24 protein-coding genes are annotated in these 23401 nt (G+C 54.5%); 13 read left to right on the top strand and 11 right to left on the bottom strand.

Annotation, left to right across the window (positions count from 1 at the left end; genetic code table 11):
- Positions 1-2: 2 nt before the first annotated feature.
- Positions 3-1154, bottom strand: a complete 1152-nt coding sequence (locus ACZRJQ_RS06275) for an efflux RND transporter periplasmic adaptor subunit (protein ID WP_463977514.1) — start codon at positions 1152-1154, stop codon at positions 3-5.
- 265 nt (positions 1155-1419) lie between these two features.
- On the opposite strand from ACZRJQ_RS06275, the gene ACZRJQ_RS06270 reads away from it, so the two are divergent.
- The 3 genes from ACZRJQ_RS06270 to ACZRJQ_RS06260 all read left to right on the top strand — a co-directional run bounded on the left by ACZRJQ_RS06270 (position 1420) and on the right by ACZRJQ_RS06260 (position 3844).
- Complete coding sequence (locus tag ACZRJQ_RS06270; RefSeq protein WP_463977513.1) at positions 1420-2064, top strand: TetR family transcriptional regulator; 645 nt, start codon at positions 1420-1422, stop codon at positions 2062-2064.
- A 449-nt stretch (positions 2065-2513) separates the two neighbouring features.
- Positions 2514-3212 (top strand): CoA transferase subunit A, encoded by a 699-nt coding sequence (locus ACZRJQ_RS06265; RefSeq protein WP_463977512.1) that lies wholly within the window; start codon positions 2514-2516, stop codon positions 3210-3212.
- 2 nt (positions 3213-3214) lie between these two features.
- Positions 3215-3844, top strand: a complete 630-nt coding sequence (locus ACZRJQ_RS06260) for a CoA transferase subunit B (protein WP_463977511.1) — start codon at positions 3215-3217, stop codon at positions 3842-3844.
- A gap of 59 nt (positions 3845-3903) precedes the next feature.
- On the opposite strand, the gene fdxA is transcribed toward ACZRJQ_RS06260, so the two are convergent.
- Entirely contained in the window at positions 3904-4227 is a 324-nt protein-coding gene (gene fdxA, locus ACZRJQ_RS06255; RefSeq protein WP_463977510.1) for a ferredoxin FdxA, read from the bottom strand.
- Between the two features lie 142 nt (positions 4228-4369).
- Positions 4370-6949 (bottom strand): DNA mismatch repair protein MutS, encoded by a 2580-nt coding sequence (gene mutS, locus ACZRJQ_RS06250; protein WP_463977509.1) that lies wholly within the window; start codon positions 6947-6949, stop codon positions 4370-4372.
- A 192-nt stretch (positions 6950-7141) separates the two neighbouring features.
- On the opposite strand from mutS, the gene ACZRJQ_RS06245 reads away from it, so the two are divergent.
- The 5 genes from ACZRJQ_RS06245 to recX all read left to right on the top strand — a co-directional run bounded on the left by ACZRJQ_RS06245 (position 7142) and on the right by recX (position 10743).
- Positions 7142-7876, top strand: a complete 735-nt coding sequence (locus ACZRJQ_RS06245) for a LexA family transcriptional regulator (protein ID WP_463977508.1) — start codon at positions 7142-7144, stop codon at positions 7874-7876.
- Positions 7877-8151: 275 nt separating this feature from the next.
- The gene (locus ACZRJQ_RS06240) at positions 8152-8481 is read left to right on the top strand and encodes a phage holin family protein (protein ID WP_463977507.1); all 330 of its coding nucleotides are present in this window, start codon (positions 8152-8154) and stop codon (positions 8479-8481) included.
- An 83-nt stretch (positions 8482-8564) separates the two neighbouring features.
- A complete protein-coding gene (locus ACZRJQ_RS06235) occupies positions 8565-9065 on the top strand; it encodes a CinA family protein (RefSeq protein WP_463977506.1) in 501 nt (166 codons plus the stop codon).
- 83 nt (positions 9066-9148) lie between these two features.
- Positions 9149-10267, top strand: a complete 1119-nt coding sequence (recA, locus tag ACZRJQ_RS06230) for a recombinase RecA (protein ID WP_463977505.1) — start codon at positions 9149-9151, stop codon at positions 10265-10267.
- Positions 10268-10275: 8 nt separating this feature from the next.
- Complete coding sequence (gene recX, locus ACZRJQ_RS06225; RefSeq protein ID WP_463977504.1) at positions 10276-10743, top strand: recombination regulator RecX; 468 nt, start codon at positions 10276-10278, stop codon at positions 10741-10743.
- Positions 10744-10785: 42 nt separating this feature from the next.
- Here the strand turns inward: recX and ACZRJQ_RS06220 are convergent, their stop codons facing one another.
- Both ACZRJQ_RS06220 and ACZRJQ_RS06215 read right to left on the bottom strand, forming a co-directional pair.
- On the bottom strand, positions 10786-11904 hold the full coding sequence (locus ACZRJQ_RS06220) for an LOG family protein (RefSeq protein WP_463977503.1): 1119 nt from the start codon (positions 11902-11904) through the stop codon (positions 10786-10788).
- Between the two features lie 230 nt (positions 11905-12134).
- On the bottom strand, positions 12135-12545 hold the full coding sequence (locus ACZRJQ_RS06215) for a PA3611 family quorum-sensing-regulated virulence factor (protein WP_463977502.1): 411 nt from the start codon (positions 12543-12545) through the stop codon (positions 12135-12137).
- A 221-nt stretch (positions 12546-12766) separates the two neighbouring features.
- Between ACZRJQ_RS06215 and ACZRJQ_RS06210 the strand changes: the two genes are divergently transcribed.
- The 3 genes from ACZRJQ_RS06210 to ACZRJQ_RS06200 all read left to right on the top strand — a co-directional run bounded on the left by ACZRJQ_RS06210 (position 12767) and on the right by ACZRJQ_RS06200 (position 14911).
- On the top strand, positions 12767-13528 hold the full coding sequence (locus ACZRJQ_RS06210) for a tRNA-uridine aminocarboxypropyltransferase (RefSeq protein WP_463977501.1): 762 nt from the start codon (positions 12767-12769) through the stop codon (positions 13526-13528).
- Positions 13529-13822: 294 nt separating this feature from the next.
- On the top strand, positions 13823-14473 hold the full coding sequence (gene erdR / locus ACZRJQ_RS06205; RefSeq protein ID WP_463977500.1) for a response regulator transcription factor ErdR: 651 nt from the start codon (positions 13823-13825) through the stop codon (positions 14471-14473).
- 75 nt (positions 14474-14548) lie between these two features.
- On the top strand, positions 14549-14911 hold the full coding sequence (locus ACZRJQ_RS06200) for a diacylglycerol kinase (RefSeq protein WP_048362753.1): 363 nt from the start codon (positions 14549-14551) through the stop codon (positions 14909-14911).
- Here ACZRJQ_RS06200 and ACZRJQ_RS06195 read toward each other — a convergent pair.
- Positions 14908-15834: a LysR family transcriptional regulator gene (locus tag ACZRJQ_RS06195; protein WP_463977499.1), complete on the bottom strand. Its 927-nt coding sequence runs from the start codon at positions 15832-15834 to the stop codon at positions 14908-14910. The two genes, ACZRJQ_RS06200 and ACZRJQ_RS06195, sit on opposite strands and share 4 nt — an antisense overlap.
- A gap of 117 nt (positions 15835-15951) precedes the next feature.
- On the opposite strand from ACZRJQ_RS06195, the gene fpr reads away from it, so the two are divergent.
- Complete coding sequence (fpr, locus tag ACZRJQ_RS06190) at positions 15952-16731, top strand: ferredoxin-NADP reductase (protein ID WP_262204218.1); 780 nt, start codon at positions 15952-15954, stop codon at positions 16729-16731.
- A 372-nt stretch (positions 16732-17103) separates the two neighbouring features.
- On the opposite strand, the gene tsaA is transcribed toward fpr, so the two are convergent.
- The 5 genes from tsaA to rimO form a co-directional block, all read right to left on the bottom strand.
- Entirely contained in the window at positions 17104-17799 is a 696-nt protein-coding gene (tsaA, locus tag ACZRJQ_RS06185) for a tRNA (N6-threonylcarbamoyladenosine(37)-N6)-methyltransferase TrmO (protein ID WP_463977498.1), read from the bottom strand.
- A 121-nt stretch (positions 17800-17920) separates the two neighbouring features.
- Positions 17921-18382: a YehS family protein gene (locus ACZRJQ_RS06180; protein WP_463977497.1), complete on the bottom strand. Its 462-nt coding sequence runs from the start codon at positions 18380-18382 to the stop codon at positions 17921-17923.
- A 76-nt stretch (positions 18383-18458) separates the two neighbouring features.
- Positions 18459-19169: an rRNA pseudouridine synthase gene (locus ACZRJQ_RS06175; RefSeq protein ID WP_463977496.1), complete on the bottom strand. Its 711-nt coding sequence runs from the start codon at positions 19167-19169 to the stop codon at positions 18459-18461.
- Between the two features lie 71 nt (positions 19170-19240).
- On the bottom strand, positions 19241-19705 hold the full coding sequence (locus tag ACZRJQ_RS06170) for a GNAT family N-acetyltransferase (RefSeq protein ID WP_463977495.1): 465 nt from the start codon (positions 19703-19705) through the stop codon (positions 19241-19243).
- Between the two features lie 104 nt (positions 19706-19809).
- Positions 19810-21147, bottom strand: coding sequence for a 30S ribosomal protein S12 methylthiotransferase RimO (gene rimO, locus ACZRJQ_RS06165; RefSeq protein ID WP_463977494.1), 1338 nt, complete (start codon positions 21145-21147; stop codon positions 19810-19812).
- Positions 21148-21439: 292 nt separating this feature from the next.
- On the opposite strand from rimO, the gene ACZRJQ_RS06160 reads away from it, so the two are divergent.
- Positions 21440-23341 carry a potassium transporter Kup gene (locus tag ACZRJQ_RS06160; RefSeq protein WP_463977493.1) on the top strand — a complete coding sequence of 634 codons (1902 nt, stop codon included), beginning with the start codon at positions 21440-21442 and terminating at the stop codon, positions 23339-23341.
- The last annotated feature ends 60 nt before the right edge of the window (positions 23342-23401 follow it).

Genomic DNA, 23401 nt, shown 5'->3' with positions numbered 1-23401 from the left:
GTTTATTCCCCTTTACTGCCCGTAGCTTTGTCTGTTGCCGGGGCAGATGCCGGGGTTGCGCCCTGTGGTTTGTCCATGATCTTGACTTCGATACCTGGCTTGATGAATTGCAGGCCGTCGGTAATCAGGCGATCGCCAGCATTCAGGCCTTTCTCGACCAGCCAGTTGTTACCCACAGTGCGAGATGCCTGAAGCACACGCAGCTCAACCTTGTTGTCCGGCCCTACAACCAGCGCAGTCGGTTGGCCTTTGAGGTTGTGAGTCACACCAATTTGCGGTGCAAGAATGGCGTCACTGTTGATGCCAGCTTCCAACTGGGCGTGAACAAACATGCCTGGCAACAGGATGTCATTCGGGTTGGGGAATACAGCACGCAAGGTAACGGAACCGGTGGTTTCGTCGACCGAAACTTCGGTGAACTCTAGGCGGCCTTCTTCTGAATATTCGCTGCCATCTGGCAGGGTCAGCTTAACTTTGGCAGCGTTATCACCGGCTTTCTTCAAGCGGCCTTCTGCCAAATCACGACGCAGCTCAAGCATCTCGACCGACGATTGGGTCACGTCAACATAGATGGGGTCCAGCTGGGTGATGACGGCCAGCGCATCAGCTTGACCGCTGGTTACCAGAGCACCTTCAGTGAACAGTGAGCGACCAATGCGGCCAGATAGCGGCGCCAGCACCTTGGTGTAGCGCAAGTTCACCTGAGCGGTGTTCAGCGTGGCTTCAGCTTCCAGACGTGCCGCTTCGGCGTTGTCGTATTCCTGACGGCTGACAGCCTGTTCTGCGACCAATTGCTTGTAGCGATTGGCCAGTGATTTAGCCGATTGTAAGGTGGCCTTGGCACTTAGAACGCTGCTTTCGTAGATAGCAGGGTCGATTTGGTAGAGCTGCTGACCCGCTTTAACGTCACTGCCTTCTTTGAAGTAGCGCTTGAGAATGATCCCATTAACCTGTGGGCGAACTTCCGCAGAACGGTAGGACGTCGTGCGACCTGGAAGGTCGGTGGTCAAGGTAAACGGCTGGGCTTTAAGCGTCACAACGCCGACCTGAGGGATTTGTGGGGCAGGTGCCACCTCTTCCTTTTTACATCCACTGAGCAGCGATGCTAGGGCGACGGCAGCAACCAGAGCGGTAACAGCTGGCTTGAATTGCATGAAAATCCTCGGGTCAGGCACGCGAAAGCGCACAAGAATAGTGGAAGGGTAAAGAAAGCTGTTCCGGGTGGATAAGTAGCTTGCTAAGGAATATACTTACATTCGTGTCTGTTTGTAAATAGTGGGAACTTGTCGTCATAGACGTTACGCGTCCCTTTTCAAAGCGTTAAGTAAGCCGGGATAAGGCATAACAAACGCCACCCGATGTTGATTTGGATGAGTGAGCTCAATCATTCAAATCCCCCTGATTGAGGTTGTTAGTGCCATGGTGCGTCGAACCAAAGAAGAAGCTCAAGAAACCCGGAGCAAAATCCTCGAAGCTGCCGAACAAGCCTTTTATGAGCGGGGCGTTGCGCGCACGACCCTGGCCGATATTGCGACGCTTGCCGGGGTCACGCGGGGCGCCATTTATTGGCACTTCAGCAACAAGGCTGAGTTGGTTCAAGCCATGCTCGATAGCTTGCACGAACCTTTGGATGAGCTGGCAAGAGCCAGTGAAAATCAGGACGAAATTGATCCGCTTGGCTGCATGCGCAAGCTGCTGATCCATTTGTTTCGGCAAGTTGCCACTGATCCAAAAACTCGACGTATTAATGAAATCTTGTTCCATAAGTGTGAACTCACTGACGAAATGTGCGATTTCCGTCGTCAACGCCAAGTCGAGAGCCTGGATTGCAACAGTCGAATCGAGCTGGCCTTGAATAATGCCATCCATCGCCAACAACTCCCTGCAACGCTTGATGTTCGTCGAGCTGCTATCTGTCTGCATGCCTATATCGACGGAGTCCTCGGGAAATGGCTGCTCGTTCCCGACAGTTTCGATCTTTATCACGAAGCTGAAGCTTGGGTGGACATTGCATTGGACATGCTGCGATCGAACCCCGGTTTGCAAGTCCCCAACCCAATTTGAAGCTGAGTCTAGTTGTCTCAGACGATAAGGCTAGGGAAGATTTTGCGCTAAAGGCTTTTTGATACCAAGGAGCCTTTATCTATGCCTGCGTCTGGGCTTTGAAGTTAGCCAGCTAAGAATTTTGTCGGTCAAATGTTACGGCTTTGTTAAGGGTGGCTGCTACCCAAATCAAAGCAGGCCCTTGTGGCCGAGTTAAATCCCTCCAAAAGCGCATTCGCCACGTCAAAGAGTTACTGAACGGCGACACGCCGCGCAACTATTTCCTTGCCTGCGTCACTCATCCCTAGAGTTTGCTCGCCTGCTTCCCCTACACTCGGGCAACGCTCTGGCACAGACCGGAGCAGCCAAAATCGGAGACTGGGTGATTATCTTGGAGTTGCCCGCTCTTGGCTTAAGCAAACAGACTGCGGTGGCGTTGCGAGTGCCGTGGTGAATTCGAGGAATAAAAAGTGAACAAGATTTACTCGAGTGCTGAATCCGCTTTGCAGGGCCTTGTCGAAGACGGCATGACCCTGGCTGTAGGGGGGTTTGGGTTGTGTGGGATTCCAGAAGCATTGATTGCCGCGCTACGAGACAGCGGCAAGCGTGAATTGACAGTAATCAGCAATAACGCAGGCGTAGATGGTTTTGGCTTGGGTCAACTGTTAACGACGCGTCAGATTCGCAAAATGATTTCTTCCTACGTTGGTGAGAACAAAGAGTTCGAGCGTCAGTATTTGGCGGGTGAGCTGGAGCTCGAATTCACCCCGCAAGGCACGCTGGCTGAAAAGCTGCGAGCGGGCGGGGCGGGCATTCCTGCTTTTTACACCAAGACCGGTTATGGCACTTTGGTGGCTGAAGGCAAGGAAACCCGCGAATTTGATGGCGAGTGGTACGTCATGGAGCGTTCACTGCGTGCCGATGTCGCCTTGGTTAAAGCCTGGAAGGCCGATAAGTCGGGCAACCTGTTGTTTAATAAAACGGCTCGCAACTTCAATCCGCTGGCTGCAATGGCGGCCAAGGTGTGTGTGGTTGAAGTGGAAGAAATCGTCGAAGTTGGCGAGATCGAGCCAGATCAGGTTCATTTGCCGGGGATCTACGTACAGCGGCTTATTCTCAATGCCACCCCTGAAAAACGCATCGAACAACGCACTGTGCGGAGCGCCTGACCATGGCTTGGACTCGTGAAGAAATGGCGCACCGCGCCGCTCAAGAACTACAGGACGGTTTCTACGTCAACTTGGGTATCGGTTTACCAACGCTGGTGGCCAATTACATACCGCAAGGGATGGATGTTTGGCTGCAAAGTGAGAATGGTCTGCTGGGTATCGGCCCGTTTCCGACTGAAGAGGAAGTCGATGCCGACTTGATCAACGCCGGCAAGCAAACCATCACCACTTTGCCGGGCAGCAGCTTTTTTAACAGTGCTGACTCGTTCGCCATGATTCGCGGCGGGCACATTAATCTGTCGATTCTTGGGGCGATGCAGGTGTCCGAGAAGGGCGATCTGGCCAACTGGATGATCCCCGGCAAAATGGTCAAAGGCATGGGCGGCGCAATGGACTTGGTCGCTGGGGTCAAGCGCGTAGTGGTGCTGATGGAGCACACCGCTAAAGGTGGCACCCATAAACTGCTTAAACAGTGCGATCTCCCCCTAACCGGCGTTGGCGTGGTCGACAGGATCATTACCGACCTTGGGGTGCTGGATGTGACCGAGCAGGGCCTCAAGCTGGTTGAGCTGGCAACAGATGTAACGCTGGAGCAACTCCAGGCTGCAACCGGCTGTGAAATTAAAGGCTAATCCTTTAAACGCAAAAAGCCCCGACTCACAGGAATCGGGGCTTTTTGGTGTGGTGCGAATTAGCGTATCAGATCTTTGATCTTGCCTTTCACACCATCAAACTCTTCCGCGTCCGGCAGAGCGTCTTTCTTTTCAGTGATGTTGGGCCAGATTTCAGCCAGCTCCACATTCAACTGAATGAACTCTTGCATGTCCGCAGGCACTTCATCTTCAGAGAAGATCGCCTGTGCTGGGCATTCAGGCTCACAAAGCGCGCAATCAATGCACTCATCCGGGTGAATCACCAGGAAGTTCGGGCCTTCGTAAAAGCAGTCCACCGGACAGACTTCTACGCAGTCGGTGTACTTGCACTTGATGCAGTTGTCGGTGACGACGAAGGTCATTTCTAATTTTCTCCTCAGGCGGCGGCAGCGAAGCCCTTCCAGATCGGGCTCGCCAGGTTCGAGAGTGATATCTACTGATCAGGCTAAAAGGCCAGTAGCATCTCGAACCGCGCGCGATTCTATCAGCTTGAAAGCATCTGCGTTAGATGCGCGTCTTTAATGTGTAGAGCAAATCAAGGGCTTTACGTGGCGTCAGGTCATCCAGATTGAGCTTGGCCAGGTCATCCAGCACTGGGTGAGGGAGGCTAGCAAACATATCGCTTTGTTGTGGCGCTAACGGTTTGCCCGGTGTTGGACGTGCAACTTCATGCGGCAAACTTGTGGTTTCGAGTCGGCTCAAGTGCTCGCGGGCCCGGGTGATCACATTGGCTGGAACCCCCGCCAATTGGGCCACTGCCAAACCGTAGCTCTGACTTGCAGGGCCAGGTAGCACGTGGTGCAAAAACACGATGCGTTCTTTGTGCTCGGTTGCGCTCAAGTGCACGTTGGCCACCATCGGTTCGCTCTCGGGCAGCACAGTCAGCTCAAAGTAGTGGGTGGCAAACAAGGTGTAAGCGCGCAATTGAGCGAGACGTTCTGCCGCAGCCCACGCCAGCGACAAACCGTCGAATGTACTGGTACCGCGTCCAACTTCATCCATCAGCACCAAGCTGCGCTCAGTGGCGTTATGCAAAATATTTGCGGTTTCGCTCATCTCGACCATGAAGGTCGAGCGGCCACCGGCCAAATCATCGCTGGAACCGATTCGGGTGAAAATTCGGTCAACCAATGACAGCTCGCAGCTAGCGGCCGGTACAAAACTGCCAATGTGCGCCAGCAATACGATCAGAGCGGTCTGACGCATGTAGGTCGATTTACCACCCATGTTCGGGCCGGTAATGATCAGCATGCGGGTGTTGTCATCCAGTGCCAGATCGTTGGCCACAAAGGGCGTGGTCAACACTTGTTCAACCACCGGGTGACGGCCTTGGTTGATGCGCATGCACGGTTCGTCAACAAAGCGCGGGCAATTCAAATCAAGGTTTAGCGCGCGCTCGGCCAGGTTGCTTAGCACATCGAGCTCTGCCAACGCAGCGGCAGTGTCCTGCAGCGGGGCAAGGTGGGTGATCATGGTTTCGAGCAGGGCTTCGTACAGCATTTTTTCGCGAGCCAATGCACGGCTTTTGGCCGACAGGGCTTTATCTTCGAACTCTTTAAGCTCTGGCGTGATAAAGCGCTCAGCCCCTTTGAGAGTTTGACGGCGAATGTAATCTGCCGGTGCTTGCTCGGCTTGCTTGCTTGGCAGCTCGATGAAGTAGCCGTGGACGCGGTTGTAGCCCACTTTGAGATTGGCCAGCCCCGTGCGCGCTTTTTCGCGGGCTTCCAGATCAATCAAAAACTGCCCGGCGTTTTCGCTCAGCGATTGCAGCTCGTCCAGCTCAGCGTCGTAGCCTGTTTTCAATACGCCACCATCGCGAATCACCGCAGGCGGGTTATCAATAATTGCTTTGTCCAACAACAGCGCCAGTTCCGGGTAGGTGCTGGTGGTGATTGCCAGTTGCTTCAGATGCGGGGTGTCCAGATCCAGCATTGCATCTTGCAGCTCAGGCAATGCCGCCAGCGCGTCGCGCAGGCGGGCCAGATCACGTGGGCGCGCATTACGCAGGCCGATTCGAGCCAGAATCCGCTCAAGATCGCCGATTTCTTTGAGTTGGGGCTGAAGCTTCTCGAAGCGGTAGCCGTCCAGTAGGCAGGTAATCGAGGATTGGCGCGCCAGTAATACGTTCAAATCCCGCAGTGGGCGATTTAACCAGCGTGTCAGCAAGCGGCTACCCATCGACGTTTGGCAGCGGTCGACCACAGATTGCAGGGTGTTGTCGCGCCCTCCCGCCAAATTGGTGTCCAGCTCCAGATTGCGGCGAGTAGCCCCGTCGAGCACCACGGTGTCGTCGAGTCGTTCATGGCGCAGGCTGCGCAAATGGGGCAGGGCCGTACGCTGGGTTTCTTTGGCATAGCTAAGCAAGCAGCCTGCAGCGCCGATGGCCAGAGTCAGGTTCTCGCAGCCAAAACCTTTAAGGTCTTGGGTCGAAAATTGTTGGCATAAGCTTTTAAGGGCTGAATCGCGCTCAAAGTCCCACGGCGCACGACGCCGCACACCACGGCGTTTTTCTGCGGGCAAACCTTGTGGCCAGTCGTCCGGGATCATCAGCTCAACCGGGTTGATCCGCTCCAGCTCAGCCAGCAGGTTTTCCCAGCCCTTGATTTCCAGAACCGAAAAATTGCCGCTGGTGATATCCAGCACGGCCAGGCCAAACAAACGCTCATCGCCCAGCACGGCGGCAATCAGGTTGTCACGGCGCTCATCGAGCAGCGCTTCATCGCTGACGGTGCCCGGCGTGATGATGCGAACCACCTGACGATCAACCGGCCCTTTACTGGTTGCCGGGTCGCCGACCTGCTCACAAATGACCACCGATTCGCCGAGCTTTACCAGCTTGGCCAAATAGCCTTCGGCGGCATGATAAGGAATCCCGCACATTGGAATCGCCTGCCCGGCCGACTGCCCGCGGGCGGTTAGGGTGATGTCCAGTAATTTGGCGGCTTTCTTCGCATCTTCATAAAAGATCTCGTAGAAATCGCCCATGCGATAGAACATCAGTTGATCTGGGTGCTGGTTCTTCAGGCGCCAGTACTGCTGCATCATCGGCGTGTGTGAGGACAGATCGGAAGTATTCTTACTCATGAGTGGCTTAGGCGGATTCGTTTAAAAGGTGGGATGAAAAGCAGGCGTGGCACGCGGCTTTTTTGCAATGGGCGCAAGGTTAACATGCCAGTGCATTGCATCTACAGGCATGTGCGGGCTGGTTCGGTGTGTTGCTATAAATAGAAGAAATAGCATTTGCCATCTGGCTGGGTCGACAGCAATATTCGGCCCATGCCCAACCGTACTGTTTCAACTGTCCTCAAAGCGCTGCTCACTCGGCATCAAATCAGCGCCATGACGCTGCACCGACTGACCGGCGTGCCGCAGTCCACTCTGTCCAGAATATTGAGTGGCAAGATTGCCGAACCCTCTGATCGCAACCTCTCCAAAATTGCTGAGTACTTCAACATCAGTACCGATCGCTTGCGTGGACGTGGCGACCCAGTAGTTCAGCCGATGGCTGACACTGAACCTCTGCACCCGGAGCTGCACGATATTTGCTTGTGGGACGACGATACACCTGTGGCAGATGATGAAGTCTCCATTCCTTTTTTACGGCAAGTTGAACTGGCTGCGGGGTCGGGGCGTTTTGCCATTGAAGAAAGCGAGCGCGCCAAACTCCGTTTCGGCAAGCGCAGCCTGCGTCACAATGGCGTGCAGTTTGATCAAGCCAAATGTGTGACGGTACGTGGAGACAGCATGTTGCCGGTGTTACGCGACGGGGCAACGGTCGGTGTGAATGCTGGCAAGCGCTCTATTGATGAGCTCATTGATGGTGATTTGTACGCGATCAATCACAACGGCCAGTTGCGGGTCAAACAGCTCTATCGTTTGGCCTCGGGTATTCGGTTGCGCAGCTTTAATCGTGATGAATACCCGGATGAGGATTACAACTACATTGATCTTGAGGACGAGCAGTTTGTGATTCTCGGTCATGTGTTCTGGTGGGGAATGTATGCCCGCTAGGCATCAGTTTTATAAATAAACCCACTCAGAAGTGGGTTTTTTTTCGGTTATCAAAAGGTAGTTCCTACGTGTTGTGGGTTTTTGTCTGTCGAGTCTAGAGGATGATGTGGAAAAATATGCATTGGTGCATTGACTGTATATCCATACATGAATAGTCTTTATCGCACCGCTGTACACGACCGAACTCATGCAAGGATGCGGTGTAAATGTAGTGCCGATTGTCAGCCCATGAGCCAGAAATTGGCGCTTATCAGTAAGGATTTAGGAGTGATGACATGATGAATGAGCCGCAAATGTTGCTGGATATGCCGGTTTTGCTGGTCATCCTTCTTGCCTTGGTGGGTGGTATTTTTGGCGAAATGTGGCGGGCCGATAAAGAAGGCGCCAGCGGGTGGCAGCTTGCGCGACGTCTTGCTTTGCGTTCGGGCGCCTGCATGGTGTGTGGCGTGTCTACTTTTATGCTGCTGTACTCGGCGGGTATGTCGGTTTTGGCGGCTGGGGCCTTGGGGTGCCTGACGGCCTTGGCGGGTGCGGATGCGGCAATTAGCTTGTACCAGCGTTGGGCGGCCAAGCGCTTGGGCGTTGAATCTCGGCTCGAACCCTAGTTGTCGCGCATGGTCGAGGTCATGGCGAGGCCCGCATTGCTGGTGTAGGTTAGGGCGCTGATGTCGTGCCTCAGGAGAAGAATGTGGACGAATTAACACGGCTTGCCGATGAACTTGGGCAGCAGTTGCGGACTCTCAAGGCACAGGTAACCACTGCCGAGTCTTGTACGGGTGGGGGGATTGCAGAAGCCATCACTCGTATTGCTGGCAGCTCTGCCTGGTTCGAGGCAGGGTTTGTCACCTATTCCAACCAGCAGAAAACCAAACAACTGAATGTGCCCGTGCCTTTATTTGCCGAGGTGGGTGCAGTTAGCCGCGAGGTGGTTGAGGCGATGGTGCGTGGTGCGCAAGCGCAAAGCGGAGCACAGTTTGCGGTTGCAGTGAGCGGCGTTGCAGGGCCGGGCGGCGGTTCTGTGAGCAAACCTGTCGGCACCGTTTGGTTGGCGTGGGGCGTGGGCGATCAGGTATTTGCTGAGTGCAGGCACTTTCCAGGCGAGCGCGACGATGTACGTCGACAAACGGTCAAAGCAGCTCTAGAGGGCTTAATACGCCGAACGGTAGGAGAAATAAAAAATCAGGGGTAGGCGATCGTTTAACCCTGTGGAATAATACTGGCTACTTATACAGTTATCGGCCATCAGGCCTTATTGATTACGAGAGGACTTTAATGGACGACAACAAGAAGAAAGCCTTGGCTGCAGCCTTGGGTCAGATCGAACGTCAATTCGGCAAGGGCGCCGTGATGCTGATGGGCGATCAAGACCGCCAGGCCATCCCGGCTATTTCTACTGGTTCCCTCGGGCTGGACATCGCCTTGGGTATCGGCGGTCTGCCAAAGGGGCGCATTGTTGAAATCTACGGCCCTGAGTCTTCCGGTAAAACGACTCTGACTTTGTCTGTTATTGCTCAAGCACAAAAAGCGGGTGCAACCTGCGCCTTCGTTGATGCCGAGCACGCCCTTGACCCTGAATATGCAGCCAAGCTGGGCGTAAACGTTGATGACTTGCTGGTTTCTCAGCCAGACACGGGTGAGCAGGCACTGGAAATCACCGACATGCTGGTGCGGTCCAATGCCGTAGACGTAATCATCATCGACTCCGTGGCTGCGCTTACCCCTAAAGCCGAAATTGAAGGCGATATGGGTGACACACACGTTGGCCTGCAAGCCCGTTTGATGTCTCAGGCACTGCGTAAAATCACCGGTAACATCAAGAACGCCAACTGCCTGGTGATCTTCATTAACCAGATCCGGATGAAAATCGGCGTGATGTTCGGCAGCCCTGAAACTACCACCGGTGGTAACGCGCTGAAGTTTTACGCCTCTGTACGTCTGGACATTCGTCGCACGGGTGCTGTTAAAGAAGGCGATGTGGTGGTGGGTAGTGAAACCCGTGTCAAAGTCGTTAAAAACAAAGTAGCCCCGCCATTTCGTCAGGCCGAGTTCCAGATTCTTTACGGCAAGGGCATCTACCTTAATGGCGAGATGATCGAGCTGGGCGTGTTGCATGGCTTCGTCGAAAAAGCCGGTGCCTGGTACAGCTACCAAGGCAGCAAAATCGGTCAAGGCAAGGCCAACTCGGCCAAGTTCCTGGACGAAAACCCGGACATCAAAGCCACGCTCGAGAAACAGTTGCGTGACAAGCTGTTGGGTCCAAAAACTGAAAGCGAACTGGCAGAAATGAAAGTCATGCCAAAGCTGAGCAAGGCTGCTAAAGCAGCGGCTGCTGAGCAAGAAGCTGCAGAAATGGAGCTTGAAAATGCTGGCTCTGACGACGACAACAACTGATTGACCCCATGACTGCCGTTCTGGATAACCTCGTCGCGATACGACGAACTGCAATGGACCTGCTCGCACGCCGCGAGCACGGTCGTGTAGAGCTGACGCGAAAGCTGCGTCAGCGCGGTGCTTGCCCTGAGATGATCGATGTCGCTCTCGATCGGCTCACGGAAGACAACCTGCTGTCTGAGTCGCGGTATCTCGAAAGTTATATTTCTTATCGTGCTCGTTCGGGTTATGGCCCTTTGCGTATTCGCGAAGAGCTTAACCAGCGTGGTTTGGCACGATCCGATATCGAAGAGGCGCTGCGTGAGTGTGGTTTTAACTGGCAAGAACAGTTAGAAGATACGTGGCGTCGCAAGTTTTCGGGGCAGTTGCCAGAAGATGCTCGAGAGCGTGCCCGCCAAGGTCGATTTTTGAGTTATCGAGGCTATCCACTCGACATGATTGGGCGCTTGCTCAGCGGTCGAGAGTTTGATGACTAAAAAACGGCCCGCTGAATAAGTGGGCCGTTTTTGTTGGGGCAATTAATGTGTCGCCATTGATTCGCTGAGGTTTTGCTGGCTTGGAGTGTTTGCAAATTCCCAGTTTTGCGGCTGATTGATAAAGTCGACCAGTTCACGCAAACGGCCTTGGTTGCGGCCACTGAATATGAAGCTCAGACGGGCGAGGTGCTTGAGCGCTAGGTCATCATGCTCCAAGTCGGTAAAGCGGCCTTGATGAAAGCAATCACTGAGACAAATATCCGCAAATGCTTTCTGAATGTGCTCCAGCGCCGCAGAGTTGAGTGGTCGCTGCATACGGATAACAAAGGTCTTATTGAGCCAGCGGCTTGAGTGAAAGTTGCTGTAAAACTGGTTTATTTCAGCCAGCGCTTCTTCAGCGCTGTGAGCAAAACGCATCAATTTCAAGTCGTTTGGAAGAATGTACTGGCTGGACTCCAGCTGGTCGCGGACGAAGTCCAGCGCCCCCTTCCAGAACGTACCGCCTGGCATATCCAACAACACAATGGGCACCAAAGGTGTTTTGCCCGTTTGAATCAGTGTCAGCACTTCCAATGCTTCATCGAGCGTGCCAAAGCCCCCGGGGCACATCACCAACGCATCGGCTTCCTTGATAAAAAATAGCTTGCGGGTAAAGAAAAAGTGAAACGCCAATAGGTTGGCTGAGCCGTTGATAGTCGGGTTGGCGCGTTGTTCAAACGGTAGGGTGATATTAAACCCAAGGCTGTGCTCAAGGCCCGCGCCCTCATGGGCGGCAGCCATGATGCCTGCACCGCCACCAGTAATCACCATCATGTTCGAGCGTGCCAGTGTTGCGCCCATTTCACGGGCCAGAGCATAAAGTGGATGCTCAACAGGGGTTCGGGCCGAGCCGAAAACAGTGACTTTGCGTCGGCCTTTGAATGGCTCCAAAACGCGGAAGGTTTTTTCCAGTTCTCGGATCGCCTGCAAGGTGATCTTGGCATTCCAGCGATCAAAGTCATCGTGGGCCATTCGTAAAACGGTCAGCAACATTTCGCGATACAGCGGGCGATTGGGGCTGTCGGGAGCGACTAACTGCAACTGTGCGTCGACCTGTTGCATAAGGTCTAGGCCGTGACTCTCGAAGTGAAGTGAAAGGGTGTCATTAGGTTGATCGGGCATGTACGTCTCCTTCTGCACAACATCCTTGAACGCGCCGCATATTGCGCATGCGCGCAGACACTAAGTGTCTAACGTGATGGCTTGATGATGGTCTTGCGATGTCCAGACTGGCAATAGCTAATTGCCTGATGTGGATGAAGAATAGGAGCGGCGGGAGGTGATGGCAGAGCGAGCGAAGCTGAAGCCAACACGCCGTCTCAAGCCACGGCGTGTTGGCAGAAAAGTGTTTTTTAGCCTTTACGCTGGCAGTTTTCGGCGCGGATATCTTGAGTCAGCACCGGCTTGTTATTTTTATATTCCTTGATGTCAAAACGCATGGTGGCGCCTTGGCTCATCAGCTTTCGGAAGTTAGGGTTGCTGCACACGCTGCGGCCCAATTGAGGCACGGCGGCTTCCGGGGCGGAGCGCATTTGTGCGGCCAACGTTGGGCTGGCTTCCAAATTGTTGATCAACACGGTGCCATCAACGGTGAAGCCTTTATCCAGCAAGTCCGCGTTGATTGCGCGCGGCTTTCCTTCATTGCTGAGTTCAGCCACTTTTTGCAAGTTTTTATTCAAGTTGAATTCTGCAAGAGAGGCCGCTTGTGCGCTCAAAGGCAGTGCGAGAAGTAGAGCGACGGTCGGAATGATATGGCGCAACATGAAACTCTCCTGATTCAGTGACGCAGGCTTAGACCGGCCACATATCTGTGCGTTCAGTGGCGCGAGAGTATAAGGCCAGCATTGCCAGACAGGAAATGCCCAAGGTCATGGTTTGAGGTAGCGATGGCCTGCCTCTGGTAGACTTCGCGCCTTTCTCTTGTTAGTCCGCTCTGGCGCCATTTGGCGGCGAATGTGCGGCCGGCCGCCCATAAGTAAAAACCATGACCCTGACGACCTTTTCCCCGAATGCTGTAGCCCGTTTACGAGACGAGCGAGAAGAGGAGAGCACCAAGCCCTTTTTAGCCCGTGGCTCACGTGCGCCGCGCTGCCACACTTGTCGCGTGATAGAAAGCCACTGCTTGTGCAACTGGCGGCCAAACGTCAGCTCCCGCTCGGGCGTGTGTCTGGTCATGACCAAAAAGGAAGTCTTCAAACCCAGCAATACCGGCTGGCTGATCGCTGATGTGGTGAGTGACAACTTTGCCTTCATCTGGTCCAGAACTGAAACCGATGCAGCTTTGCTTGAATTGTTGTCCGACCCGCAGTGGCAGCCTTACTTGGTGTTTCCGGGCGAATATGTGGCCCCTGAGCGCGTCACGCATACGGTAAAAGTCGACAGCAGCAAGCGGCCGTTGTTTATCTTGCTGGATGCGACTTGGACCGAAGCCCGTAAGATTTTTCGCAAAAGCCCATATTTCGATGCTTTTCCGATTTTGAGCCTCCTGCCAGAAAAATTATCGCGCTACCGCTTGCGCCGCTCCACGCGAAGCGAGCATTTGTGTACAGCCGAAGTCGCGAGCTTATGCCTTGATTTGGCAGGTGATATAGAGGCTTCAAACGCCTTGGATGCTTATTTCGATGTGTTCAGTCAGCACTATCTGGATGCCAAGAATCAGCTGCCGATGAATGAATTAAGTGTCGCGCATCAAGAGCTGGGTGTTTTCTGTAAAAGACCTTCCCCAGAATCGCTCTCAATAGACTAAAGAAGTAGCGCTACAATTTTCTGTGTGAAGTCGCTGCGTGTTGTCATCTGTCATTAAAGGCAGCATGCCAAGACAATTAAAGCTGAACCTGACGTCGAGCTTTTGGCTTGACCGGCCCAGACTCGCTGGGCATGCTTGGCGCCGGTTCGGGTGTGGCCACTGCTTAAACGTGGGTAATTAACGACGTTAAGCGTAAATCGCTCCCTTTGAAGCACAGTTTTTTACTGTTGCTCAAGTTGCCTTAGCGAGTGCTGGAATTCATCCGTGCTTGCCTGAAACAGGATCATTTGAAAAATGTCCACATACGAAATCCTGATTGCCGACGACCATCCACTGTTTCGCGGTGCCTTGCACCAAGCCGTCACGCTGGGTCTGGGGCCTGATGTTCGCTTGGTAGAGGTCGCCAGTATTGCTGAGCTTGAAACACAGTTGGCAGTAAAGGCGGATTGGGATCTGGTGCTGCTCGACTTGAACATGCCGGGTGCTTACGGTTTTTCCGGGCTGGTGCTACTGCGTGGGCAATACCCGCAAATCCCGGTGGTGATGGTTTCGGCACAAGAAGAAGCGTCGGTGATGGTGCGCTCCCGCGAGTTTGGCGCCAGTGGTTTTATTCCTAAATCCAGCTCACTAGAGCAAATTCAGAAGGCTGTGCGTGCAGTACTTGATGGCGATGTGTCATGGCCGCCACAAGCCTTTGAAGAGGTTCAAGTGTCGGCAGAGGCCAAAGCGGCCAGTGAAGGCTTGGCCAGCTTGACGCCTCAACAGTTCCGGGTGCTGACAATGGTCTGTGAAGGCTTGCTCAATAAGCAGATTGCTTATGAGTTGAGTGTTTCTGAGGCGACGATTAAAGCTCACGTGACGGCGATTTTCCGCAAATTGGGTGTCCGCACTCGGACCCAGGCAGCGCTGCTTCTGCAACAACTTGAGTCAATTTCGAATAATTAAACGACCAAGCTTCACGCTTTTTTGACAAAGCGTGAACTAGCGTTCCTTTCCTATTTTTTGCGCAGTTGCCTATTTATGTCGCCTTTCAAGGGTAAAACCGGTTTTAAACGGATTTTGAATGCTGGCGGTTACTCGCTGGACGGTTTGCGGGCTGCCTTTACGGGCGAGGCTGCGTTTCGGCAGTTGGTGTTGCTCAATGTGGTGTTGATCCCGCTGACGTTCTTCCTGAATGTCAGCCGGGTTGAGCGCGCATTGCTAATAGCGGTATGCCTGTTGGCATTGATCGTCGAACTGCTTAACTCGGCCATTGAGGCTGCAATTGACCGTATCTCGCTTGATCTGCACCCGTTGTCAAAAAACGCGAAGGACATGGGCAGCGCCGCTCAGTTTGTTGTGCTGACTCTGATTGCCGTTGTGTGGGCTGTGATCCTGCTTTAAGCGATGTTGGGCAATACGATTTCGTCGCTGCGTTGTACGCCAGCGGTGAATGCGCGGCACAGTTCCAAAAACTCGCGCATGGCAGAGGTTTGATACTTCTTTTTATGCCAGATGAAGTAAAACTGCCGCGCCAGATCCAGTTCGGGGGTTTCCACGGCCACTAAACTGCCGCGTCGAAAGGCGTCGCGCAAAGCCAGTCGCGATATGCAGCCGATGCCCAGCCCTGATTCCACGGCGCGCTTAATGGCTTCGGTGTGTTCCAGTTCGAGGCGAATGTTGAGTGTGCTTTGGTGGTGGCGCATGGCTTGGTCGAAGGTCAGTCGAGTGCCAGAACCTTGCTCACGCAAGATCCAGGCTTCACGGGTGAGCTCTTCCAGGGTGGCATGCCCGCGGGCGGCAAGGGGATGTTGGGGGGCGCAAAACACCACCAGTTCATCCTCGACCCAACTCTGTACTTCGATGTCGGGGTGAGTGCAGTCGCCTTCGATTAGACCCAGATCAATTTCATAGTGGGCGACTTGTTGCACGATATGCGCAGTATTTTGAACGATCAGTTTGACCTGACTTTCCGGGTGGGCCTGCATGAAGCTGCCGATCAGCAGGGTTGCCAGATAATTGCCGATGGTCAGGGTTGCGCCCACGGTCAGTGAGCCAAAGCCAGACTTGCCGTTGAGCAGGTCTTCGATTTCCTTGGCTTGATCCAGCAGGGCCACGGCTTGAGGTAAAAGTTGGCGCCCCAATGCGTTAAGGCTTAAACGTTTGCCTGCGCGATCAAATAACTGGCAGCTGGTTTGGCGCTCCAGTTCAGTAATTGAGGTACTGGCAGCTGATTGTGAAAGGGCCAATAAGCCAGCGGCACGGGACACGCTCTCTTGCTGGGCGACGGTAACGAACACTTGAAGTTGTCTGAGAGTAAATCGCATATCGATATAACCGATAACCCTTATCTTAATAATCCATTTAACAGATATTGTCGTCGCCATTAGAATGCTTTGCAATCGCGCTCATAGTCAGCGCTGGCGAATTTAGGAGCCCCGTACATGAGCAACATGAACCACGAACGTGTCCTCAGTGTTCATCACTGGAACGACACCCTGTTCAGCTTTAAGTGCACCCGCGACCCGGGCTTGCGCTTTGAGAACGGTCAGTTCGTGATGATCGGCCTGCAACAGCCCAATGGCCGTCCGCTTATGCGCGCCTACTCGATTGCCAGCCCAAATTGGGAAGAGCATCTGGAGTTCTTCAGCATCAAGGTGCCGGACGGCCCGCTGACTTCCCAGTTGCAGCACTTGAAGGAAGGCGACGAAATCATCATCAGCAAAAAACCGACGGGTACGTTGGTGCTTGATGATTTGAAGCCGGGCAAACATTTGTATCTGCTCAGCACTGGCACTGGCTTGGCGCCATTTATGAGCGTCATTCAGGACCCGGAAACCTACGAGCGTTTCGAAAAAGTGATCCTGTGCCACGGCGTGCGTTACGTCAACGAAGTTGCCTACCGTGAGTTCATCACTGAGCACCTGCCACAGAACGAGTTCTTTGGTGAAGCGCTGCGTGAAAAACTGATCTACTACCCAACCGTGACCCGTGAGCCGTTTGAGAATCAAGGTCGCCTGACTGACCTGATGCGCAGCGGTAAATTGTTCAGCGATATCGGCCTGCCGCCGATCAACCCGCAAGACGATCGTGCGATGTTGTGCGGCAGCCCAAGTATGCTCGACGAAACCAGCGAAGTGCTTAACAGCTTCGGCCTGACTGTGTCGCCACGCATGCGTGAGCCGGGTGACTACCTGATCGAGCGCGCCTTCGTCGAGAAGTAAGCCTCTCACTACAAAAAGCCCGCACTGCCTTAAGGCGGTGCGGGCTTTTTGCTGCGTGGCTACTACCTGGGTAACGCCTTAGAAAAACATGCTCTGTGTAGTCGTTGCCGATGAGAGCGAGGCGGCGTGCTGGGGCATAGCCGCCTTAGACTCAGGCAGCGTGGCGCTTCAGTAGCACCGCGTGTTTAGGTTTATGATCGCTTGGCAATCGATCGCAACCTTCGCCAGCGACTACACACCACGTTCGCGTAATAGTTGAGGAGTAGAACGAGGCTACGTCCGCAGGCTCAGCCGCCGTAAATCAGACGGCAAGATGTTTGATTGACACTGCGTTTGCTCAATGGGGGGCAAGACGAGCTCTACTGGCGTGGCTCAGTTGGCAGTGATTACTTCAAGTACGTGAATCAAGCCGGGTTGCGGGTAATGCCAGCGTACGTCGACATCCCAAAACTGGGCGCCGTATTCTCGTTCGGCTGTAGGCGTTTGATACGCCGGGCGAGGGTCTTGGGCCAAACATTGCTCTATCAGGGCTACGAGCGGCTCTTGAAGGCGCAAGGCGTGGGTGTGTGCCTGTTGCAAGGCGCTATCGGCCCATTGCACCGCAATTAACACCGGAGCTGCGCTCGCCATGCCGTTACTGGCGCTGTCGATGATGTCGGCGTAAGGCACATACGGTTTGATGTCGAGAATCGGCGTGCCGTCGAGCAGGTCGATTCCCGAAATCCACAGTTTGTTGGCCTCAACCTTGTCCAGCTTGACCACAGACTGGCCAATGCCATTCGGACGATGGGTTGCGCGCGTGGCAAACACGCCCATCGACTTGTTACCGCCCAGTCGCGGCGGGCGCACTTTCAGTCGGGGCTTGTCTTCCAGCGCCTGATGAAACACAAACAGCAGCCAAATGTGGCTGACTTGCTCGAGCCCTTGAACAGCATCGCCCTGATCGAAGGGCGGCACTAACTCCAGCACGCCACGGGCCGCCGGAGCGAGCTGTGGCTGACGCGGTATTGCGAACTTCTCCTTAAAGCAGGAGCGCACAAAGCCGATAGGGGAGACGTTGTAACTCAAGGGTTAAGCCTCTGTGGGAGCCGTTGCTCGACGCTCGATTGATCGCGCTTGCATGACTGCGTTCATTCAGAACAACCGGGCGAACCCGCTCTTACAGGATTTGGCGCCTGACAGCTGCGTATCAGCCGCGTACGCGAAGGGTCAGGCCCTTCAGGAAGTTGCGCAGCAATTGGTCGCCACAGGTGCGGTAGTTGGTGTGGCCAAACTTGCGGAACAAGGCGCTCAGCTCAGGCTTGGATACCGGGAACTCCGCAGCCTTAAGAATGGCGTGCATGTCGTCCTCCTTGAGTTCAAAGGCCACACGCAGTTTTTTCAGGATGATGTTGTTGGTAACTGGCAGTTCAACAGGCATCGGCGCACGGCTTTCGTCTTTGCCGCGCTTGAAGATCACCAAGCCATCCAGAAAGTGCGCCATTACGTCGTCAGGGCAACGAACGAAACCTTCTTCTTCATCTTTTTTCAGATAGGTCAGTACGTCTTCTTTGGAGACATCCAGGCCACCAAGCTTGATGATTTCGACAACCTTGTTGTCGCTGATGTCGAGCATGTAGCGCACGCTGCGCAGTACGTCGTTATGAATCATGTGGGCAATCCTGATAATCAGCAGTGAGCACCGCAGGCCATGCTGCGGTGTCGAAATGTGTGGGGTGCGGCGCTGTTTAGAACTTTTCTTTGGTCGTCATGTAGCGCCATTGGCCGACAGGCAGCTTGCCCATCGACACGCCGCCAATGCGAATCCGGCGCACCGAGATGACGGTGAGGCCGACAGCCTGACAGAACAATGCAATGACACCCGGCTGCGGGTTCTTCATTGCAAAGCGTAGGCGGTTTTCGCTCTGCCAGCTGGCTTTGACCGCTGGCAGCTCGCGACCTTTGTAGGTCATGCCGTGGTTAAGTCGATTCAGACCGTGGGGGGCCATCTCGCCAGAGACGTCAACCACGTATTCCTGTTCGATCTTGCTGGCATCAGCGGTCAGCTTGCGGACGATTTTCCAGTCTTGAGTAAACACCAGTAAGCCGCTGGCATTGGCTTGCAGTTCATTGCCAACGCTCAGACGCAGGAAGTGCCCCTTGAGTGGGCGCTTACCGTAGCGGTGTTCTTCGCTCAAACTTTGCGGGCCGAGCAATGCCATTGCGCTGTCGGTATCCAGCCCTGCCGGAGCGTTCAGCAAGAGGGTCACAGGCTCAGGCGCGGTAGCCTTGGCTTCGGGGTCAAGTTCGACTTTTTGCTGGTCGACCTTGAACTGCGGCTCGTCGATGACTTCGCCATCTACCGTGACCCAGCCACCTTCAATGAACAGTTCGGCCTCACGGCGGGAGCAGCCGACGAGTTCGATGAGGCGTTTGGAGAGACGTATCGGTTCAGACATGACAGGGGCCGTAATGGAATTGGGCGGCTATTGTACCCGCCTGAGGCCGGTTAAGCCCGGCAACATTTGCGTTATGCGCGAGCTGGGCGCTTATATCGCAGGCGCAGCAGTGGGTAGGGGTGGCCCAAGCCGTCTTTTTCGCAGCGCCCAATGACTTCAAACCCTTGCTTAAAATAAAAACCAATGGCTTGGGGGTTCTGTTCGTTGACGTCCAGCTCTTGGGCGTTGAGTTCGGCGATGGCGAATGTGAGCAGGCATTTGCCAATCCCTTGGCCGCGATAGTCTGGGTGGATGAACAGCATTTCAACCTTGCCCGCTGCTACGCCCGCAAAACCGGTAATGCGCTTTTTGATCGGGTCTTTGCAACAGATCAACATCACGGCGTCCAAGTATTGGTCTTTGACCAGCGTGCGCAGTAACTGAATGTAGCTGTCAGGTAAAAAGTCATGTGTTGCGCGAACGGAGGCTTCCCATACGTGGGTCAGTTCTTCGTAGTCCAAAAGGCGTGGTGTGTGAACAGCCCATGTTTGAGGCATCCCGCGTGTCTCCTGACGCTGATGATGTAAAACAGTGGCTTAACTTTAGACGTAAAAAAAGTCCTGACGCATGAGCGGCAGGACTTTTTGGTGTGGCGTGTGACTTAGAGCACTTCAGCCCACAAGTCGTATTCGTCAGCGTCAGTGACGCGGCACATGATCTTGTCGCCCGGCTTGATGTCTTTTTCGGTGGCAATAAACACATTGCCGTCAATTTCAGGGGCATCGAAGAAGCAACGGCCAACGGCGCCTTGCTCGTCCACTTCGTCGATCAGCACTTCGATTTCTTTGCCGATCTTCATTTGCAAGCGTGCAGCGCTGATGGCTTGTTGGTGAGCCATGAAACGATCCCAGCGATCCTGTTTGACGTCGTCAGGCACGATGTCCAGGTTCAGGTCATTGGCTGGAGCGCCTTCAACCGGCGAGTACTGGAAGCAACCCACGCGATCAAGTTGAGCTTCGGTCAGCCAGTCCAGCAGGTACTGGAAGTCTTCTTCGGTTTCGCCGGGGAAGCCAACAATGAAGGTCGAGCGAATGATCAAGTCAGGGCAGATAACCCGCCAGTTCTTGATGCGGGCCAAAGTTTTGTCTTCAAAAGCCGGACGCTTCATGGACTTGAGCACTTTAGGGCTGGCGTGCTGGAACGGGATGTCCAGATACGGCAGGATCTTGCCCGCCGCCATCAACGGGATCAGCTCGTCAACGTGTGGGTACGGGTAAACGTAGTGCAGGCGTACCCAAACACCCAGTGAACTCAGGGCTTCGCAGAGTTCGGTCATACGGGTTTTGACCGGGGCGCCGTTCCAGAAACCGGTGCGGTATTTGACGTCTACGCCGTAGGCACTGGTGTCTTGGGAGATAACCAGCAGCTCTTTCACACCGGATTTAACCAGACGCTGAGCTTCGTCGAGCACATCGCCCACCGGGCGGCTAACCAGTTTGCCGCGCATCGACGGGATGATGCAGAAACTGCAGCTGTGGTTACAGCCTTCGGAAATTTTCAGGTAGGCGTAATGGCGCGGTGTCAGTTTGATGCCTTGTGGTGGCACCAGGTCGATCAGCGGGTTGTGGTCTTGGCGCGGTGGCACCACCTGGTGAACAGCGTTCACCACTTGCTCGTACTGTTGCGGGCCAGTAACGGCTAATACGCTTGGGTGTACGTTGCGAATGGTGCCTTCTTCAACCCCCATGCAGCCGGTGACGATGACCTTGCCGTTTTCCTTGATGGCTTCACCAATCACTTCCAGCGATTCAGCCTTGGCGCTGTCGATAAAGCCGCAGGTGTTGACCACCACGACGTCAGCGTCCTGATAAGTGGAAACGACATCGTAGCCTTCCATGCGCAGCTGCGTCAGGATGCGCTCGGAGTCGACCAACGCTTTTGGGCAACCCAGTGAGACGAAGCCAACCTTTGGGTTGGCTGGCGTGGTAACGGTGGACATGGCGAACCTCGGTATGTAGTGACGTTACATGCCCGTAAAGGCTGCACGACGAACGGACGCTTAATGCGCCTCTGATCAAAAAAAGTGCGCAATTTTAGCTATGGTCAACGCACTTGACCAGCGTTATACGGGGATTTACGACGAGTGCTGCGCTATGCTGCGCGCCGTCGCGAAAGCAGGGTTTCTAACAGCCGTTTTTTCGTAGATAACAGTCAGTAAACTCAGCGCATGCTGGCAAACCAACGTAGCGCTCACCCTTAAGAAACGCGGTCCAGAGTCGTAGGAGTGGTTGATGGGGCATGCAAGCAGTCAGGCAGCAGGCGGCAGCGATTCAAAAGCCAAGCCAATAGGCATGTTGGTGGCGGCTGTCGGGGTGGTCTATGGCGACATCGGCACCAGCCCGCTTTACACCCTTAAAGAGGTGTTCTCTGGTGGTTATGGAGTGCAGGTCAACCACGATGGCGTGTTTGGCATTTTGGCGTTGATTTTGTGGTCGCTGATTTGGGTGGTCTCGATCAAGTACGTGCTGTTTATTCTGCGTGCCGATAACCAAGGCGAAGGCGGAATTATGGCCTTGACTGCGCTGGCCCGTAGAGCAGCGTCACCTTATCCAAAGTTGCGCACGGTACTGGTCATTCTCGGGTTGATTGGCGCGTCGTTGTTTTATGGCGACAGCATGATCACGCCCGCCATTTCTGTTTTGTCTGCTGTCGAGGGGCTTGAGTTAGCGTTCGATGGGCTTGAGCGCTGGGTGGTGCCGCTTGCGTTGATCGTGCTGGTGGCGCTGTTTTTGATCCAGCGTCATGGCACGGCAAGCATCGGCAAGCTTTTTGGGCCGGTGATGGTGGTGTGGTTTGTGGTGCTGGGTGGGCTGGGTATTCACGGCATCGTCCAGCACCCTGAAGTCCTTAATGCCTTGAACCCCCTATGGGGCGTGCGATTTTTTGTGTCGCATCCGGGCATGGGTGTGGCCATTTTGGGCGCCGTGGTGCTTGCCTTGACTGGGGCGGAGGCGTTGTATGCCGACATGGGGCACTTTGGCCGCAAGCCCATTGCACGCGCCTGGTTCATTTTGGTGTTGCCAGCGCTGGCGCTGAACTACTTCGGCCAAGGGGCGCTGCTGCTAGAAAATCCGGAAGCCGCCCGCAACCCGTTTTACCTGTTGGCGCCCAGTTGGGCGTTGATTCCTTTGGTGGGGTTGTCGACGCTGGCTACAGTCATCGCGTCTCAGGCGGTGATCTCGGGGGCGTTCTCCCTGACCCGCCAGGCGATTCAGCTCGGTTACATTCCACGCATGCACATTCAGCACACCTCCAGTGCCGAGCAAGGGCAGATCTACATTGGCGCGGTGAACTGGTCGCTGATGGTGGGGGTGATCTTGCTGGTGCTGGGCTTTGAGTCCTCGGGCGCCTTGGCCTCGGCATACGGTGTGGCAGTGACCGGGACGATGTTGATTACCAGTATTTTGGTGTCGGCGGTGATGTTGCTGCTGTGGAAGTGGCCACCGATTCTGACCGTGCCGATTTTGGTTGGCTTTCTGTTGGTGGACGGCCTGTTCTTTGCGGCTAACGTGCCTAAAATCGTGCAGGGCGGGGCGTTCCCTGTGTTGGCGGGGATCGTGCTGTTTATTTTGATGACCACGTGGCGGCGCGGTAAGCAGTTGCTGGTGGATCGGCTTGACGAAAGTGCGCTGCCGCTGCCGTTGTTTATCAGCAGTATTCGTGTGCAACCGCCGCATCGGGTGCAAGGCACGGCTATTTTCTTGACGGCCCGACCTGACGCAGTGCCACACGCTTTGCTGCATAACCTGCTGCACAATCAGGTACTGCACGAGCAAGTGGTGTTGTTGACGGTGGTCAACGAGGACTCGCCGCGTGTGCCGGCTGATCGTCGTTTTGAGGTGGATGCTTACGGCGACGGGTTTTACCGGGTGATCTTGCACTTTGGTTTTATGGATGAGCCAGACGTACCCGAAGCCTTGAAGTTGTGCCCTCTCAATGAGCTGGACTTCAGCCCAATGCGCACGACCTACTTCTTGAGTCGCGAAACAGTCATCCCTTCCAAGTTGGTGGGCATGGCGCAATGGCGTGAGTCGTTGTTCGCCTTCATGCTGAAAAACGCCAACGGTAACCTGCGTTTCTTCAAGTTGCCGGTTAACCGGGTCATTGAATTGGGCACCCAGGTCGAGATGTAGCCCTCATTCAAGCCATAAAAAATCCCCGACTCAGATGAGCCGGGGATTTTTTATGGGGCC

This window comes from Pseudomonas sp. E315 (genome assembly GCF_055406205.1).
This window is presented reverse-complemented; position numbering and strand designations above follow the sequence as displayed.

Coding starts and splice junctions, on each gene's coding strand:
- ACZRJQ_RS06275 (WP_463977514.1), bottom strand. CDS start 1,154: ATGCAATTCAAGCCAGCTGTTACCGCTCTGGTTGCTGCCGTCGCCCTA.
- ACZRJQ_RS06270 (WP_463977513.1), top strand. CDS start 1,420: ATGGTGCGTCGAACCAAAGAAGAAGCTCAAGAAACCCGGAGCAAAATC.
- ACZRJQ_RS06260 (WP_463977511.1), top strand. CDS start 3,215: ATGGCTTGGACTCGTGAAGAAATGGCGCACCGCGCCGCTCAAGAACTA.
- fdxA (WP_463977510.1), bottom strand. CDS start 4,227: ATGACCTTCGTCGTCACCGACAACTGCATCAAGTGCAAGTACACCGAC.
- mutS (WP_463977509.1), bottom strand. CDS start 6,949: ATGAGTAAGAATACTTCCGATCTGTCCTCACACACGCCGATGATGCAG.
- ACZRJQ_RS06245 (WP_463977508.1), top strand. CDS start 7,142: ATGCCCAACCGTACTGTTTCAACTGTCCTCAAAGCGCTGCTCACTCGG.
- ACZRJQ_RS06240 (WP_463977507.1), top strand. CDS start 8,152: ATGATGAATGAGCCGCAAATGTTGCTGGATATGCCGGTTTTGCTGGTC.
- recA (WP_463977505.1), top strand. CDS start 9,149: ATGGACGACAACAAGAAGAAAGCCTTGGCTGCAGCCTTGGGTCAGATC.
- recX (WP_463977504.1), top strand. CDS start 10,276: ATGACTGCCGTTCTGGATAACCTCGTCGCGATACGACGAACTGCAATG.
- ACZRJQ_RS06220 (WP_463977503.1), bottom strand. CDS start 11,904: ATGCCCGATCAACCTAATGACACCCTTTCACTTCACTTCGAGAGTCAC.
- ACZRJQ_RS06215 (WP_463977502.1), bottom strand. CDS start 12,545: ATGTTGCGCCATATCATTCCGACCGTCGCTCTACTTCTCGCACTGCCT.
- ACZRJQ_RS06210 (WP_463977501.1), top strand. CDS start 12,767: ATGACCCTGACGACCTTTTCCCCGAATGCTGTAGCCCGTTTACGAGAC.
- erdR (WP_463977500.1), top strand. CDS start 13,823: ATGTCCACATACGAAATCCTGATTGCCGACGACCATCCACTGTTTCGC.
- ACZRJQ_RS06200 (WP_048362753.1), top strand. CDS start 14,549: ATGTCGCCTTTCAAGGGTAAAACCGGTTTTAAACGGATTTTGAATGCT.
- ACZRJQ_RS06195 (WP_463977499.1), bottom strand. CDS start 15,834: ATGCGATTTACTCTCAGACAACTTCAAGTGTTCGTTACCGTCGCCCAG.
- fpr (WP_262204218.1), top strand. CDS start 15,952: ATGAGCAACATGAACCACGAACGTGTCCTCAGTGTTCATCACTGGAAC.
- ACZRJQ_RS06180 (WP_463977497.1), bottom strand. CDS start 18,382: ATGATTCATAACGACGTACTGCGCAGCGTGCGCTACATGCTCGACATC.
- ACZRJQ_RS06175 (WP_463977496.1), bottom strand. CDS start 19,169: ATGTCTGAACCGATACGTCTCTCCAAACGCCTCATCGAACTCGTCGGC.
- ACZRJQ_RS06170 (WP_463977495.1), bottom strand. CDS start 19,705: ATGCCTCAAACATGGGCTGTTCACACACCACGCCTTTTGGACTACGAA.
- rimO (WP_463977494.1), bottom strand. CDS start 21,147: ATGTCCACCGTTACCACGCCAGCCAACCCAAAGGTTGGCTTCGTCTCA.
- ACZRJQ_RS06160 (WP_463977493.1), top strand. CDS start 21,440: ATGGGGCATGCAAGCAGTCAGGCAGCAGGCGGCAGCGATTCAAAAGCC.